This is a genomic window from Campylobacter sp. FOBRC14, assembly GCF_000287855.1.
GTDB lineage: Bacteria > Campylobacterota > Campylobacteria > Campylobacterales > Campylobacteraceae > Campylobacter_A > Campylobacter_A curvus.
Genome location: NZ_ALJJ01000007.1, coordinates 247,527 through 263,727, shown reverse-complemented (window position 1 = coordinate 263,727; position 16,201 = coordinate 247,527). Strand labels below are relative to the sequence as shown.

17 protein-coding genes and 1 other RNA gene are annotated in these 16,201 nt (G+C 42.6%); 16 read left to right on the top strand and 2 right to left on the bottom strand.

The annotated features are described in order from the left end of the window. Nucleotides 1-12: 12 nt before the first annotated feature. The 11 genes from HMPREF1139_RS02050 (at nt 13) to HMPREF1139_RS02005 (ending at nt 8,706) form a co-directional block, all read left to right on the top strand. Nucleotides 13-1,038: a tetratricopeptide repeat protein gene (locus HMPREF1139_RS02050; RefSeq protein WP_009649785.1), complete on the top strand. Its 1,026-nt coding sequence runs from the start codon at nt 13-15 to the stop codon at nt 1,036-1,038. Then, nucleotides 1,016-1,465: a ribonuclease HI gene (gene rnhA / locus HMPREF1139_RS02045; protein WP_009649799.1), complete on the top strand. Its 450-nt coding sequence runs from the start codon at nt 1,016-1,018 to the stop codon at nt 1,463-1,465. The genes HMPREF1139_RS02050 and rnhA overlap by 23 nt, the downstream gene beginning before the upstream one ends. Next, nucleotides 1,462-2,133, top strand: coding sequence for a ribonuclease III (gene rnc / locus HMPREF1139_RS02040; protein ID WP_009649692.1), 672 nt, complete (start codon nt 1,462-1,464; stop codon nt 2,131-2,133). The genes rnhA and rnc overlap by 4 nt, the downstream gene beginning before the upstream one ends. 16 nt (nt 2,134-2,149) lie before the next feature. Continuing rightward, a complete protein-coding gene (gene aroC, locus HMPREF1139_RS02035) occupies nt 2,150-3,214 on the top strand; it encodes a chorismate synthase (protein ID WP_009649556.1) in 1,065 nt (354 codons plus the stop codon). 402 nt (nt 3,215-3,616) lie between these two features. After that, on the top strand, nt 3,617-4,237 hold the full coding sequence (thyX, locus tag HMPREF1139_RS02030; protein ID WP_034965939.1) for an FAD-dependent thymidylate synthase: 621 nt from the start codon (nt 3,617-3,619) through the stop codon (nt 4,235-4,237). Nucleotides 4,238-4,267: 30 nt separating this feature from the next. Then, nucleotides 4,268-5,290 carry a DUF6892 domain-containing protein gene (locus HMPREF1139_RS02025; protein WP_009649816.1) on the top strand — a complete coding sequence of 341 codons (1,023 nt, stop codon included), beginning with the start codon at nt 4,268-4,270 and terminating at the stop codon, nt 5,288-5,290. Nucleotides 5,291-5,500: 210 nt separating this feature from the next. Continuing rightward, the gene (locus HMPREF1139_RS02020) at nt 5,501-6,385 is read left to right on the top strand and encodes a radical SAM protein (RefSeq protein ID WP_009649670.1); all 885 of its coding nucleotides are present in this window, start codon (nt 5,501-5,503) and stop codon (nt 6,383-6,385) included. Further along, a complete protein-coding gene (locus HMPREF1139_RS11485) occupies nt 6,382-6,564 on the top strand; it encodes a hypothetical protein (protein ID WP_009649897.1) in 183 nt (60 codons plus the stop codon). Before HMPREF1139_RS02020 ends, HMPREF1139_RS11485 begins: the two co-directional genes overlap by 4 nt. A 42-nt stretch (nt 6,565-6,606) precedes the next feature. Further along, nucleotides 6,607-7,416, top strand: a complete 810-nt coding sequence (locus HMPREF1139_RS02015; RefSeq protein ID WP_009649726.1) for an NADH:flavin oxidoreductase — start codon at nt 6,607-6,609, stop codon at nt 7,414-7,416. 10 nt (nt 7,417-7,426) lie between these two features. Then, the gene (locus HMPREF1139_RS02010; RefSeq protein ID WP_009649522.1) at nt 7,427-8,308 is read left to right on the top strand and encodes a radical SAM protein; all 882 of its coding nucleotides are present in this window, start codon (nt 7,427-7,429) and stop codon (nt 8,306-8,308) included. 77 nt (nt 8,309-8,385) lie between these two features. After that, entirely contained in the window at nt 8,386-8,706 is a 321-nt protein-coding gene (locus tag HMPREF1139_RS02005; RefSeq protein WP_009649656.1) for an ArsR/SmtB family transcription factor, read from the top strand. A 35-nt stretch (nt 8,707-8,741) separates the two neighbouring features. Here HMPREF1139_RS02005 and ruvC read toward each other — a convergent pair whose 3' ends face one another. Continuing rightward, nucleotides 8,742-9,215 carry a crossover junction endodeoxyribonuclease RuvC gene (gene ruvC / locus HMPREF1139_RS02000; protein ID WP_009649725.1) on the bottom strand — a complete coding sequence of 158 codons (474 nt, stop codon included), beginning with the start codon at nt 9,213-9,215 and terminating at the stop codon, nt 8,742-8,744. A gap of 135 nt (nt 9,216-9,350) precedes the next feature. On the opposite strand from ruvC, the gene dnaA reads away from it, so the two are divergent. The 5 genes from dnaA (at nt 9,351) to HMPREF1139_RS01975 (ending at nt 16,103) form a co-directional block, all read left to right on the top strand. Further along, nucleotides 9,351-10,661 (top strand): chromosomal replication initiator protein DnaA, encoded by a 1,311-nt coding sequence (gene dnaA, locus HMPREF1139_RS01995; protein WP_009649719.1) that lies wholly within the window; start codon nt 9,351-9,353, stop codon nt 10,659-10,661. Between the two features lie 153 nt (nt 10,662-10,814). Beyond that, nucleotides 10,815-11,882, top strand: coding sequence for a DNA polymerase III subunit beta (dnaN, locus tag HMPREF1139_RS01990; protein ID WP_009649830.1), 1,068 nt, complete (start codon nt 10,815-10,817; stop codon nt 11,880-11,882). Nucleotides 11,883-11,891: 9 nt separating this feature from the next. Continuing rightward, nucleotides 11,892-14,204, top strand: a complete 2,313-nt coding sequence (gene gyrB / locus HMPREF1139_RS01985) for a DNA topoisomerase (ATP-hydrolyzing) subunit B (protein WP_009649462.1) — start codon at nt 11,892-11,894, stop codon at nt 14,202-14,204. An 18-nt stretch (nt 14,205-14,222) separates the two neighbouring features. Continuing rightward, a complete protein-coding gene (gene queF, locus HMPREF1139_RS01980) occupies nt 14,223-14,864 on the top strand; it encodes a preQ(1) synthase (protein ID WP_009649582.1) in 642 nt (213 codons plus the stop codon). Beyond that, nucleotides 14,865-16,103 carry an HD domain-containing protein gene (locus tag HMPREF1139_RS01975; protein ID WP_011991609.1) on the top strand — a complete coding sequence of 413 codons (1,239 nt, stop codon included), beginning with the start codon at nt 14,865-14,867 and terminating at the stop codon, nt 16,101-16,103. Here HMPREF1139_RS01975 and ffs read toward each other — a convergent pair. After that, nucleotides 16,090-16,187: signal recognition particle sRNA small type (gene ffs, locus HMPREF1139_RS11075), an RNA gene on the bottom strand. The two genes, HMPREF1139_RS01975 and ffs, sit on opposite strands and share 14 nt — an antisense overlap. Nucleotides 16,188-16,201: the final 14 nt, after the last annotated feature.

Sequence of the window (16,201 nt, the reverse complement as noted above, 5' to 3'; positions counted from 1 at the left end):
TAAAGCAGCAACGTGGATATATTTTTTATAGAGCATCGAGACCCGATATTTAGCCTCATCGTGCTTTTTAGCATCGTTTTGATGATAGCCGCACTTAGCTATGCGTGGGGCATATTTTCCAGTAAAGAAGAGAAAAAAAAGATCGAGAAATTTATCAGAAAATTTGACAGTCAAAGTGCTATCAGCGAGCAACATAAGCAAATTCTGCTAAGCCCCGAGGTAGATAGCCAAAGCCTGAGCGTGCTTGGTATGACCTTTGCTAAAAACGGCGACTTTGAAAAGGCGATCAGCGTCTATCTCATCGCACTTTCAAAGGTCAAGGACAAAAACGAGAAAGAATTCATCCTAAACGAGCTTGGCGAGGTTTATTTTAAGGCCGGCTTTTTGAAGCGTGCGGACGATATATTTTTAGAGGCGCTGAAGCTCTCGCCGCGAAATGCGGTCGCTCTTCGCTTTTTAACGATGATAGACGAGAAGCTAAAAAACTATGACGAGGCGCTTTATGCGCTAAATTCCCTAGAAGAGCTGGGCGTGAGCGTTCGCGCTCAAAAGGCCTATATAAAGGCCATAGCGATCCTTGACGATAAGAATTTGGACACGAAGCAAAAGAGCGATAAAATTTTAGCTTTAAGTAGCGACTTTGCGCTTTTAAAACGCATGGCGATGCAGATCCTCATAAAAAACGGGCTAAATTTAAGCGAATTTAAAAATTTCCCGCCTTTAGACGAAGTCATAGACCTCATCTATCTGCAAACCAAGCCCGTAAATTTAAGCGACGACGAGTATAGGGCACTATTTTACGCGAAGGGCTTGATCGATGAGAAGTGCGATATAAAGGGCTTTGAGTTAAATGTCATAAAGCATCTGAACGACGCTGGCTACAAAGGTGCGACACTAAGCTTCAACTACGTTTGTAAAAGCTGCAAAAATTCCTTTCCTATGCACTTTTACCGCTGTCCGATGTGCCACGAGCTAGGAAGTGTCAAAATTTTGCCTCATATCACGCAAGCAGACGATGAAAACGGTAACACTTTTTAGCGACGGCTCATGCCTGAATAACCCCGGAGCCGGCGGCTGGGCGTATATCCTAGAATTTAACGGTGCCGTGAAAAAAGATAGCGGCGGTGCGGCCATGACGACGAACAATCAAATGGAGCTCACCGCCGTCATCGAAGGGCTAAAAGCACTCAAAGAGCCCTGCGAGGTGAGGCTATTTACCGATAGCTCATACGTCGCAAATGCTGTGAATTCGTGGTTAGACGGCTGGGTCAAGAAAAATTTCATAGGCTCGGACAAAAAGCCCGTCAAAAACATCGAGCTTTGGCAAGAGTATCTGCGCGTCAGTCGCCCGCACAAGGTCACAGCCAGCTGGATAAAAGCCCACAACGGGCACCCGCAAAACGAGGAGTGTGATACGATGGCGCGCGAAAAGGCGACGAAATTTCAAAACGAGGCCGATATATGAAAGATTTAGAAAATTTACAAAAGCTTTTGGGGTATGAGTTTGAAAACACGAAGCTGCTAAACGAAGCCCTCACGCACAAAAGCACGAAGCTGCCATATAGCAACGAACGGCTAGAATTCCTGGGCGATGCGGTCATGGATCTCATCGTCGGCGAATATCTTTTTAAAAAATTCAGCAAGACTAACGAGGGCGATATGAGCAAGCTAAGAGCCGCACTCGTAAATGAAAAAAGCTTTGCAAATATGGCTAGACACCTACAAATCGGAGAATTTATCCACCTTTCAACAGCCGAGGCGAACAACGGCGGACGCGAAAAGGCAAGCCTTTTAAGCGACGCTTTCGAGGCGGTGATGGGGGCTGTTTATCTTGAAGCTGGGCTTGATAAAGTGCGTGAAATAGCCGTGAGGTTGCTTGAAATTTGCTATCCCAAGATCGATTTTAGCCACCTTGTAAAAGACTACAAAACAGCGCTTCAAGAGATCACGCAAGCAAGCCTGGGCACGACGCCTATATACGAGCTCGTGCGCTCGTTTGGACCCGATCATAAGAAAGAATTTGAGATCGCGCTTTTATTAAACGATAAAGAAATTTCGCGCGCCATCGCAAATTCTAAAAAAGAGGCGCAGCAAATGGCGGCTAAGATCGCACTTGAGAAGATGAAAAAGTAGAATTTAAAGGTAAATTTTGAATACATTTGGACGTAAACTAACCTTGACTACCTTCGGCGAGAGCCACGGTGCAGCGATCGGAGGCGTGATAGACGGCTTTCCTGCGGGCGTGAGGATCGATACCCAGTTTTTACAAAGCGAGCTTGATCGACGCCGTCCGGGACGAAATAAATTTGCCACCGCCAGAGACGAAGCAGACAGGGCCGAGATCTTAAGCGGTGTATTTGAGGGCGTTAGCAGCGGTGCTCCTATAGCTTTTGTGATTTTAAATCAAAATCAAAAATCAAACGATTATGAAAATTTACGCGAGATCTTCCGCCCCGGGCATGCTGATTTTACCTATTTTAAGAAATTTGGCATAAGAGACCACAGAGGCGGAGGCAGAGTGAGCGCCAGAGAGACCGCCGTCAGGGTCGCTGGCGGAGCATTTGCACAGATGCTTTTAAACGAGTTTGGTGTGAGCGTGAAAAGCGGAGTTTTAAGCGTCGCAGACGTCGTAGCGGGCGAGCCTGACTTCGATCTGGCATCAAAATCTGAAATTTACTCGCTTGGAAACGAAGATGCGATGAAAAGCCTCATCATGAAAGCCCGCGAGCAGCACGATAGCGTGGGAGCGTCGGTTTTAAGCGTCGTCGACGGCGCGCCAACGGGACTTGGCGAGGGATTATATTACAAGCTTGATGCTGTTTTGGCGGCGGCTTTGATGGGGATAAACGGCGTGAAAGCCGTCGAGATCGGCGAAGGCGTAAATGCAAGTCGCCTCTTTGGCTCGCAAAATAACGATGAGATGAGCGAACAAGGCTTTTTGAGCAATCACGCCGGAGGCATCCTAGGAGGTATCAGCACGGGCGAACGCATCGTATTAAAGAGCCATTTCAAGCCCACTCCATCGATTTTTAAAGCCCAAAAAACGCAAAATTTAAAGGGCGAGTGCGTGGAATTTGAGCTGCGTGGCAGGCATGATCCTTGTATCGGAGTGCGTGGCAGCGTCGTAGCCACAGCGATGATAAGGCTCGTGATCTGCGATATGATGCTTTTAAATTTAGGCTCGAATTTAGCAAATTTAAAGAAATTTTATTGATTTAAATTATCGCGATATTTACGGTGCTAGCTTTTTAAATTTGCATCCGAGATCGCACAGTCATCTACCTCTACGACGATATTGTGATCATCAAACCATCAAACACTCTTATACAGCGATAACCACGCGGCAAACTCATCCTACGTTATCTCGTGTTTATCGCTCTTTTCGTGCTAGTCGTTTGTCAGATCTGTCGGCTTAGCCATTCTACTTCACTCTCGAAAAACTCGGTCTCATCGTCAAACTTAAATTCAGCGAAATCTTTTTCACTTATAAATTTTCCTTTTTCATACAATAATAGACAGCCATTAAAGCTTGGCGCTTACAAGTGAATTCGCGCCCGATTTATTGAGTAAAAAGCTTTTGATAGCTAAAATAAAACAAAAATTTCAAAGGCGAAAAATGCAAGTCACCCTTCTAAATTTCACACCGCTAAACATCTGCTCGCACGCGATCCGCACGTGCTGGCAAAGCTTCGAGCGAGGCGATAACGGCGGCGAAAAGGACATCGAGCTCATCTCGCGCGTCGGCAATAAATTCAAGCACGCCTCCACGCTCGAGCACCTCTATTATAACTTCTACATCCAAGGCATCTCGCGCGCCCTGCTTCAAGAGCTAGCTCGTCACCGAGTCGCGAGCCTTAGCGTCAAATCCACGCGCTACACGCTAAAAGAGCTCAAAAAAGAGGCAAAATTCGAGCTAGGTGGCTTTGAGCGCGCTAGCGACTACATCGTGCTTACGGGCAATGAAATGGTCGATAACGCAAGCATCAAAGCGCTCGAAAACCTGCGAGAAATTTTAGCCACGACCACGACGAGCCTTGATATCGTCAAATACTGCCTGCCCGAGTGCTACAAAACCGAGCTCACGTGGAGCGCGAACGCTCGTAGCCTGCAAAATTTCCTCTCCCTGCGCTCGTCAAAGTCCGCACTTTGGGAGATCCAAAAGCTCTCGCACAAGATCTACGAGATACTGCCGCAGGAGCACAAATTTATCTTTGAGGACTGCATCGCGCCGGAGTGAAATTTTGGCTTAAATTTATAAGGAAAAAACATGCAAAATATAAAAATCGACGTGAGTAAAAAAGGTGTTTTCATAAATGAAATTTTGCTCGCAAATGACGCTCTGATCGATGAACTAAACAAAATTTTAAACCTCGTCCCGCGCATCGTGCCGCCTGATTACAAAGCAGCAAAAAATGGCGGATATGAGCCAAACGCCTTAGCCCTTTACGACGAGCTTGGTATTTGGTGTTTTGCGGAACCTAGCGGCAGGATAAAAGAGATAAATTTGCTCATCGAACGCCAAAAAGACACAGGCAAAAGGCTCTTTCCGCGCGAGCTTTTTAACGGCGAGATCACCTTTGGTGGTAAAGCCCCGCTTGATGCGGTCAAGGAAAAGCAGCTGCGAGACGCCTACATCTATCTTGACGTGCGAATCGGCGAGTATCAAATTTCGCTGACGTTAGCGGACGCCGTGAGAGAGCGGATCGAGAAATTTAGCTTTGCCGAGCGCCTAGCAAAAAGCGAAACTGGCGAGATAGAGGGTATCGTGCGAAACGCACCCGTGCCGATCAGCGAGATTTGCTTTTACCACGATGCTAAAAAATCTCGTGCTAAGCCAAGCGACAAGTATGAGATCGTGCGCACAAACGAGCCAAAACTCGTGTTTAAAAACCTAAATTTCAAGCTCGCCGTGATGAACGAGCTGATGTATGAAGGGGAAATTTTAAAGCCAAAATTAGACGTTTTTGAATACTGCGCTGAGCGCGGCAAGGACGCATACGACTACCTTGGCGCGATACCTGCCGTGAAAAAGTGGTTCGGCGAATATGAGATCGCTGCAAAATTTGTGGACGAACTGACGCGTATCGAGCTTGACGGTGGCAATGAAATTTACATGCAAATCGCACCCGACTGGGACGGCGAAGACGGGATATTCGACATCAAAAGCATTGACTTAGACGAGCTTAGGCAGTTTAAAAATCTAAAAACGATCGCAACCACAGGCATAAATATCGGCACTAAGGCTAGGAAAATTTTGGCGCAAAATGGTGTGGAAGTCGTGGACAAGTGATAATTTTTTGCTTCGTGTTATAATCTTAGCCTAAACATTATTTGTTTTCTCCTATCCATGATCGCTTCTAAAGTAAGCTCAAAATTCTAAGCTAAATATCGAAATTTAGCCTTATATTGATAAAAATTTTTGAAATTCTCAGATTACTATATTGATAAACCGTTATATTTAGATATATAATAACGTCAAAATAAATCAAAGGAGAATTTCATGCAATACCAAGGCACGATTTACAGACCGCCGTTAGAGGCGAATACACCTTTACTGCCCGTAACTCAGGGCTGTTCGCACAACAAATGCACATTTTGCAATATGTATCAAGGTGTGCCTTTTCGCGTTTTGCCAAACGAGCAGATAGAGGCGTATTTAAGGCAAATAGCTCAAATTTACGCAAGGGTTCAAAATTTAGACCGAATTTATTTAGTGGGCGCCGATCCTTTCGCGCTATCTGCGACGAGACTGACGAAAATAGCAGAGCTCATCAAAAATTATCTACCCAACATCAAAACGATAACGATGTATGCGAGAGTGGATAACATCGCTTCTAAAAGCGACGAAGCGCTAAAAATGCTAAAAGTAGCCGACATAAACGATCTTTACGTCGGTGTGGAGTCGGGCGATGATGACGCACTAAAAGCCTTAAATAAAGGATATGACGCGCAACAGATCAAAACGCAGTGTCTAAGGCTAAATGAAGCCGGCATAGCTCATAACGATCTTTTGATGCTAGGTACCGGCGGAGCCAAACGGGGCGAAGAGGTCGCAAAAGCCACCGCAAAGCTGCAAAACCAGATACGCCCCGGCAAAATTTTGCTAAATACCATGTCGGCATTTGAAGATACGAAGCTAAACGAGGATATAAAAGCGGGACGATTCATCCCCGCTAGCGAAAGAGAAAATTTAGAAGAAGAGGTCGTTTTGCTTGAAAATTTAGAGCTGCCAAATACCTATTTTTGGGCGGCGCATCCATTAGATGCGGTAGCCATAGCCGGGGATCTAACTCAAAAAGAGGAGATGATACGCACTCTAAAACACGCTGCAAACACAATTAACAGCGGTTCATATCGACAAACTTCAAGAAGAGGAACACTATGAAAAACGAAAAAAGCATATTCGACGAAGTAAATTTAGTAAATTTAAAAGCCAAAAATCGCCTCGTGCGCTCGGCTACATGGGAAAATTTAGCCGCCAAAGACGGAGAGATCACGCCCGAGCTTTACGAGATGACGCGCCAACTAGCAGATGGCGGTGTAGGCACGATCATCACGGGATGATTTACGAGCGTTTCACAAAACGACATCCATTTTGGCGGTATGATGAGACTTGGCAGCGATCAACTCGTGCCAAGCTACAAAAAGCTAACCAAGATAGCTCACGCTAAAAATGTCAGAATTTTAGCCCAGCTCGCGCTTGGAGGCTATTACGAAAAAGCGAGTGAAAATTTTATAACTTTCGAGCCTGACGAGCTTAGTAAAGAGCAGATAGAAAACATAGTATCGCTTTTTGTAGCCGCTGCCATTCGAGCGCAAGAAGCGAAATTTGACGGGGTGCAGATACATGCGGCGCACTTTTTCTTTTTAAGTCGTTTTATCTCGCCCACTACAAATCATCGCAACGACGAATACGGCGGGAGCACGCAAAACAGAGCTAGAATTTTATGTCGTATCATCAAAGGAATTCGCCAAAAAATGCCGAATTTCCATATAAGCATGAAGCTGAATATGAGCGATATGACTCCCGGCGGACTAGAATTTAACGAAAGCTCGCAAATCGCTAAATTTGCCGCGGATGCAGGGCTAAATTCCATAGAAGTAAGCGCGAATGGCACCAGCCAAACCGGCGTAAAAGCGGGCATCAACGAGGCTTATTTCTATCCATACGCCAAGGCTCTAGCTAAAAGCCTTGATATCCCCGTGATGCTAGTAGGCGGGCACCGCAGCGTGCAAAATATGAACCGCTTGCTAAACGATAGCAAGATAGAGCTTTTATCACTATCTCGCCCGCTCATACGTGAGAGCGATCTCATAAACCGCTGGCAAAACGGCGATCTAGCGCCTGCAAAATGTATCTCGTGTAACGGCTGTTACCGAACTGCCGGGCACCAATGCGTTTTTAATCTAAAATAAAGGAGAAAATATGAAATTTTCAAGCTCCATAAACAGACCGCCTTACGAGAGTGCGGACGGATATTTACAAGTTACGCAGGGCTGTTCGCACAACCGCTGCTTGTTTTGCACCTATTTTAAGGATCAAAAATTTAAAAAATCGTCAATCGAGGAGATAGAGGACGATATACGGCAAATCCCAGCAACATTTGGTGCGCCAAAAAGGATATTTTTACAAGGTGCGGACGGATTTAGCGCGGATTACGATACCTTAATGAAGACTGCCGAGCTACTGAAAAAATATGTCCCGTCCGTGCAAAGTATCGGTGGATACGCGAGGATAGACAGCTTTTTAGATAAAAGTAAGCAGCAGCTTGAAAATATGAAAGATGCGGGTTTTGCCGATCCTTATATCGGCGTGGAATCAGGAGATGATTACGTGCTAAAACTGATGAATAAAGGCTATGACGCAGCTATGGCTAGGGAAATTTTAGAAAAATTAGATATTTCGGGCATGCCTTACATCGTAAATTTTTTAAACGGAGCTGCCGGTAAGAGATATGGACTAAAAAACGCGCAAGAGACCGCGCGACTCTACTCGGGACTGCATCCAAGCATTATAAATATGTCGATGATGACGCTGGTGCCTGCTACACCGCTTTACCGCCTAGCTCAAAGAGGTAGATACGTGCAATCTAGCGAGAAAGAGAAGCTTGAGGAGGCGAGAGAATTTATCGTAAGGCTGGATAATCATACGATTTTTATGAATGAACATGCTTCAAATTTATTTCATGTCAAATATAATCTGCCGGATGAAAAAGAGGCTTTAATAAATTTTATCAGCGAGCTTATCGAAAGTAAAGATGAAAGCAAAATGCAAAAATATCGCGAGATAGTAGCAAATTCGTTTTAAATTTCACTTTGCAGTGGTATTTACGAAATTGACAAATTGCAATTTTTTAATATATAATGCCATCAAAAAGGATAAAAATGACTCAAGAAAATGCGATAGAAATTTTTAAAGCACTCTCGAACGAGACTAGGCTAAATATCCTAAAATGGCTTAAAAATCCCGATGAACACTTCCCTCCGCAAGGCACACATCTCGAAGGTGTAAATCTTGACGGTGCGGTCTGTGTAGATAGCCTGCAAAAAAAGCTCAATATCTCGCAATCCACCACCTCTCAATACCTCTCTCAGCTGCAAAGAGCCGGGCTACTCTACGCTCAAAGACACGGCAAATGGACGTATTACGGCAGAAACGAGGAGACGATAACAAAGCTTGCTGAATATATAAAAATAGAAATTTAAACTGAAATAAATTCAGCTATTTTAAAATTTAACGCCTAACGCAGGCACAGATTATTCGCATGAGTGAGTGCAACCGCGATGGCGTCGGTGATGTCAAGCGGTTTGATCTCTTTTGTAATGCCTAAAATTTTCTTTACCATAAAGGCGACTTGTTCCTTTTGAGCTTTTGCCTTGCCAGTTACAGCCTTTTTTACTTGAAGCGGCGTATATTCGGCAAAATCGCCGTGAAGCTGTAAAATTTTAAGGCTCAAAGCACCGCGAAATTGTGCTAGTTTAAGCACAGTTTTAGGATTGTAAGCAAAAAATATGTCCTCGATCGCAACCTCGTCAAATTTATGATTTTTAAATATCACGTCAAGTCCCTCGCAAAGCTCGGTTATTTGGTATTGCAGTGTATTTGGTTTGATTTTTATCAGTCCGGCCTCAATGAGCGCCGTTTTTCTAACGTTTTTTTCGATTATCGCGTATCCGCAGTTCCTACTTCCAGGATCGATCCCTAAAATTTTCATCGCTACCTTTTAAAAAGTTTTTCACGTTTTTTTCACGGCGTGAAAAACTTGATTTGTAACTAGTTTAACAAACAATTTATTAAATTTAAGATAAAATCAGTAATCACGTAAATATCAAAATTTTAAGGGTAAAATTTGCTAGCAGACGAAGTCTTGGAACTCTTAAGTGCTGAAATATCGCCAAACGAATATGAATACTACATAAAACAGCTAAAATTCAACGAAAAGGCTTCGAGCGACGAAACAGTCGTATTCAACGCACCAAACGAACTGATAGCAAAATTTATAAAAACAAAATACGCAACCAAGATCGCCCATCTTTTCGAGGTCAAAACGGGAACAAAGCCAAATGTCGAGATCACGACGCAAACGAAACTAAAAAGCTCAAAACAAAATCAAGTCAATATCAAGCAGATAAAGGCTCAAAGCACGCTTTTAAACCCGGCTTATACATTTGAAAATTTCGTCGTCGGCGGCTCGAACGAATACGCATTTTTAAGCGCGAAAGCAGCCTCCGAGCAGCCGGGCAAAATTTACAATCCATTATTCATCTACGGACCGACCGGACTTGGCAAGACTCACCTTTTACAATCAGTCGGAAATTTTTGCCTGAATCAAGGCAAAGTCGTCATTTGCGTTACTAGCGAGCAGTTCATGACTGATTTTACTTACAACATAAACAATCACTCGATGGAACGCTTTCGTGAAAAATACCGAAATTGCGACGTTTTATTGATCGACGATGTGCAGTTTTTAGGAAAAACGGATAAAATTCAAGAGGAATTTTTTCACACATTTAACGAGCTTCACAGCAAAAACGGACAAATCGTGATGACCTCCGATCGTCAGCCAAAACTTTTAAAAGGCTTTGAAGATAGACTCAGGACGCGCTTTGAATGGGGCATAATGGCCGATATCACGCCACCTGAGCTAGATACCAAAATAGCCATTATCCAAAAAAAATGTGAATTCGACAAAATTTATCTAAACAAAGACGTGATAAACTATATCGCGACAAATATGGGCGATAATATCCGCGAGATCGAAAGTGCGATCATAAATTTAAACGCTTATGCAAATTTGATGCGCCAGGAGATAACGCTGGACTTTGCCAAAAACGTGATGCGCGACCTCATAAAAGAAAAACGTGAAAATATAAATTTAGAAAATATAATAGAAGTCGTCAGTAAAGAGCTAAACATCAAACCAAGCGATATAAAAAGCAAATCAAGAGTCCAAAACATCGTAGAAGCGCGCCGTATCGTCATATATCTGGCAAAAATGCTGACGACGAATTCCATGCCGCAGATCGCGAACTATTTTAGTATGAAAGACCACAGCGCAGTCAGTCACAATATAAAAAAAATAAACGAGCTCATCGAGAACAACGAAATTTTCAACCTTCGAGTGAGCGAACTCAAAAATAAAATTTTGACAAAAGGATGATTACAAAATGAAATTCGTGAATAATTGTGAAAAACAAAATAATTATTTTCACATATCAAATATCGATTTTCTAGGAAAGAAAAGTGATTTTCACATTTTAACGAAACCTACTAATGCTACTAAAAGAAATTTAAAAATAAAGGGGAAAAACATATGAAAGTTTTGATAAACAAAAATGTCCTTGAAAGTATAGTCACAAATACGAACCCGTATCTGGAAAAACGAGACCTGAGCGCTATAACATCTCACATCTACATAGCTGCTAAAAATGGAGTCTTAAACATAAGAGCTACAGATCACGAGATAGGACTTGCCTATAAGCTTTCAAACGTCAAAATAACTGACGAGGGATATGCCACTGCAAACGGTAAAAAGCTACTTGATATCATAAAAAGCCTAAAAGACGATGAAGTCATACTAGAAACCGTAAATAACTACCTCTATATCAAGCAAAAAAACTCAAAATATAAGCTTCCGATGTATAAATTTGAAGATTTCCCGGAATTTCCAAGTAGCGAAGGAAAGTCAAAATTTGACGTAGATGCGGTAATGTTAGGACGAAGCTTAAAGAAAATTTTACCTAGCATCGATAGCAATAATCCAAAATTCGAGCTAAACGGAGCGCTTTTAGATATAAGACAAAATTTCATAAACATCGTAGGGACCGATACTAAAAGACTTAGTATATTTAAATTTGAAACTCCGACTGAGAGAGAATTTTCTATCATAATCCCTAAAAAAGCGATAAACGAGATACAAAAGCTATTTTTTGACAGGATCGAAATTTATTACGATGAAAATATTTTGATCGCTCAAAGCGCAAATTTCGAGTTTTTCACCAAGCTCATAAACGGAAAATACCCTGACTACGAGCGAGTCGTGCCAAAAGAGATAAAAAAACGTCTAAAACTAAACAGAGACAAGATGATCGACGGTATCAGGACTATCTCTATGCTAAGCGATCAGATGAAGATAACGTTTACAAAAGATAGCATAACATTTGAAAGCATAATAGAAGACAACTCCGAAGCAAAGACAACGATAGAGTATCAAACAGGGCTTGAAGATGAAATTTTCATAGGCATCAAAAATAGATACTTATTGGACTTCTTAACGAGCATAGAGGATGATGATTTTGAGCTTGGATTTAACGATAGCAATCTCGCATTCATAGTGAGTTCGAAAGAGCTTACGACGGTTATAATGCCGATAAATATATAAGGAAATTTTATGGAAGAAAAACACTACGACGCCGGTAATATCAAAGTTTTAAAAGGTCTTGAGGCTGTCAGGAAACGTCCTGGTATGTATATAGGCGACACAAATATCGGCGGACTTCATCACATGATCTACGAAGTCGTGGATAACTCGATAGATGAAGCGATGGCAGGATATTGTGACACGATAGATATCGAAATAACGAACGAGGGAAGTTGTATAGTGACCGATAACGGGCGAGGTATCCCGGTAGATATGCATCCGACCGAGCATTTACCGGCTGCGACTGTGGTTTTGACTGTGCTACATGCAGGCGGTAAATTTGACAAAGATACTTACAAAGTTTCAGGCGGTCTTCACGGCGTGGGCGTCTCGGTCGTAAATGCACTTTCAAAAAAGCTCATACTAACGATAAAACGCGATGGAAACGTTTATAGGCAAGAATTTCAAAAAGGTATCCCGGTAACTGCGCTTGAGACGATAAAAACTACGAACCGCACCGGAACGCAAGTCGAGTTTTTCGTAGATGATAGTATATTTGAGGTTACGGAATTTGACAGGGAAATTTTAGCCAAACGCTTTCGCGAGCTAGCCTATCTAAATCCTAAAATAACGATAAATTTTAAAGATCAAAGAGACGGATTTAATGAGAGTTATCATTTTGAAGGTGGGCTAGAAAGTTTCGTAACTGATATGAATAAAGCTCAGGCTGTGAGCAAAGCCGTGTCATTTAGTGGTGGTGAAGAAGACGTGATGGTCGATTTCGCGCTTATGTATAACGACACTTACAGTGAAAATTTACTAAGCTTTGTAAATAATATCAAAACTCCGGATGGCGGAACACATGAGGCGGGATTTCGTGCGGGCCTAACTCGCGTCATAACAAATTACATCGCAGCAAATGCCGCTGTGCGTGAGAAAGATACTAAAATCACCGGCGATGACATCAGAGAGGGCCTTATCGCGGTTATAAGTGTAAAAGTACCGGAGCCGCAGTTTGAGGGACAAACGAAAGGCAAACTTGGCTCAAGCTACGTTAAACCTATCGTTCAAAAGATGGTTTTTGACGTTTTGAGTAAGTATTTTGAAGAAAATCCGATCGAAGCGCGCGCTATAATGAATAAAGCGCTAATGGCGGCACGCGGACGTGAAGCGGCTAAAAAAGCACGCGATCTAACGCGTAAAAAAGAGGGACTTAGCGTAGGAACGCTACCTGGCAAGCTTGCCGACTGCCAAAGCAAGGATGCAACGATAAGCGAGCTTTACTTAGTGGAGGGCGACTCGGCGGGCGGCTCGGCAAAGCAAGGACGCGACCGCGTATTTCAGGCGATCTTGCCGTTAAAAGGTAAAATTTTAAATGTCGAAAAATCTCGTCTCGATAAAATTTTAAAATCTGACGAGATAAAAAATATGATAACAGCACTTGGTTGCGGTATCGGGGATGAATTTGACGCGGAAAAGCTTCGCTATCATAAAATCATCATAATGACCGATGCCGACGTCGATGGTAGCCACATCCAGACTCTGCTTCTCACATTCTTTTTTAGATTTTTACATCAAGTCGTGGATAACGGCTACATCTATCTCGCCCAGCCACCGCTTTATCGCTACAAAAAGGGCAAAAAGGAAATTTATCTAAAAGATGAAAAAGCCTTGAATGAATTTTTGATTGAAACTGGCATCGAGGGCGTGGAATTTGAAGGTATCGGAAATGCCGATCTCATAGATTTTTTAAAGATTGTAGCAGCTTACAGAAGCGTGCTAAAAGAGCTTGAAAAGCGTTTTAACGTGCTTAGCGCGATCCGCTATATGATCGAAAATCCTGATATCGTCTCAAAGAGCTATCCTGAAATTTTTGAAATTTTAAAGGCCTATTTAAAAGGTCAAGGACACAATATCTTAAATTCTTACGTTAATGACGATGAGATCAGAATTTACGTTCAAACCGAGAGTGGACTGGAAGAATTCATCGTAAACGAGGGACTCTTTACAAATCCACTCTACGAAGAGGCCGTTTATATCAATCAAAAAATCAAAGAGCGAGAGATAAATTTCAAAAAAGATGTGATCGAAATTTTAGATGAGATAGAGAAAAACGCCAAAAAAGGCGCGTATATCCAGCGTTACAAAGGTCTTGGCGAGATGAATCCAGAGCAGCTTTGGGAGACTACGATGAATCCTGAAAATCGCCGCTTGCTGAAGATAAATATAAAAGATGCTATAAGCGCTAGCGATACCTTCAACCTTTTCATGGGCGATGAGGTCGAACCGCGCAGGAACTACATCCAAGATCACGCTAAAGATGTCAAACATCTTGATATTTAAAATTTAAAAGGGTAAAAAATGAGCGAAGAGCAAAACCAAATGAGATACGGCGAGAAAATTTTAAAAGAATTCGACCCGCAAACCGACCTTGAAGTCTGGGAAAACAAGCACGAGCGTGAATACACCATAAAGATCACTTTGCCCGAGTTTTGCTGCCTTTGCCCGCGCTCCGGATATCCTGACTTTGCGACGATATATCTTGAATACATCCCAAATAAGCTGGTAGTCGAGCTAAAAGCGATCAAACTTTACATCAACAGCTTTATGAACCGCAATATCAGTCATGAGGATAGTATAAACGAAATTTATGATGTGCTTTTTACGAAGCTCGAGCCAAAATTTATGAAGATAATCGGTGATTTCAACCCGCGTGGCAACGTGCATACGATCATCGAAGTATGCTCTGAGAGTATCCTTAAAAAGAGTGAGAATTTAGAACCGGTAAGAGAATTCAAATATTTTAATGATAGCAAACGTGCCACAGCTAGACGCATAAACGAGCGTGACAGCGGTAAAAGAAGCTCCGGCAGAGATAATGCTAAAAGCTCGACTAGGAAATTTAGCGATGAAAAGCCAAAAAGAGCTGTAAATAAAGACGGCTTTAGAAAGATAAGCTATGAGGGCGATAAAAAGCCTCGCGTCGTCAAAAAGGAAAAATAAATGATAAGCCCCGAGCTGATCGAGCATATCTTTAAAGCCGCGTCTATATCGCGCTGGAATGATTATCCAAAGATGACAAATCTTGTCGAGCTCGATAAACAGGCGCATAAATTTATCATCGCTTATTTCATCGCAAAGCTAGAACGCGATATTGATATGAACTATATGATCGAGGCCGGGATATTCGAGTTTTTAAGCCGTGTCGTGGTGACAGACATACGCCCGGATGTGTTTCATCATATCCAAAAGAGTAAAAAAGAGCAGGTAAATGCTTGGGTTTTAAGCAATCTTGAAAATTTGACAAAAGATATCGAAGACGGAGAATTTTTGAGCCGTCTTAAAATTTTCCTAACCAAAAGCGATAAAAAGCATGAAAAAGAGCGGCTCATATTAAAGGCTGCAAGCTACCTCGCCACGCGCTGGGAGTTTTCCATCGTTTATCAAACGAGCCAGTTTTTAAGCGATATCGACGAGCTAAAGCGCAAGGTAGAGGAGGAGATGGAGGATTATTTTGAGCTAATAGGTGTTCGCAAGATCGCGATGAATCAAAAACTAGCCCGCCTAGTCGATCTTAGCGGCAGGCTACGCTTTCAAAAGCGCTGGGCGCAAACACCGCGTATCCCTGAGACTGCCGTACTTGGCCATATGCTTGTAGTCGCGATTTTGAGTTATTTTTATTCGCTCGAAGTGAAAGCTTGTAAAAAACGCTTGGAAAATAACTTCTTTTGTGCGCTTTTTCACGACCTGCCAGAAAGCCTCACAAGAGATATCATAAGCCCTGTAAAATACGGTGTGAAAGGGCTAAATGAAATAATCAGCGAATACGAAATGAGGCTCATAGACGAGCAAATTTTGCCGTTCGTGCCTGAAAATTTCAGAGATGAGTTTAGCTATATCTTAGGCATCCGCCAACAAGACGGGAAATTTATAAAAGATGAGTTTGAAAACAGGATTTACGAGCGCAAGATCCTTCATCACGAAGGCACGATGGAAAACGTAAACGAGGATAAATTTAACCCGATAGATGGCAAAGCGCTCAAATACTGTGACAAACTAGCTGCTTACATCGAGGCTGGCATATCTATAAGCTACGGCGTGAAGTCAAAGGAACTGACTGATGGCTTTAATAATATGCATAAAAATTTTAGTCAAAAGCCAAAGATCGACGGAGTGGATTTTTTAAAAATTTGCGATGAGTTCAATGAGCATTTCGGTTTGGAGAAACCCCCTCTCAGATAACTGCGGCACACACCATAAACAAGTGCTCTGCTGTGTTCCCACCCTGAAGCGGTGCTCATAAACGGCATTGCACAGGTCTAAGAAGGAGCGGACGAATA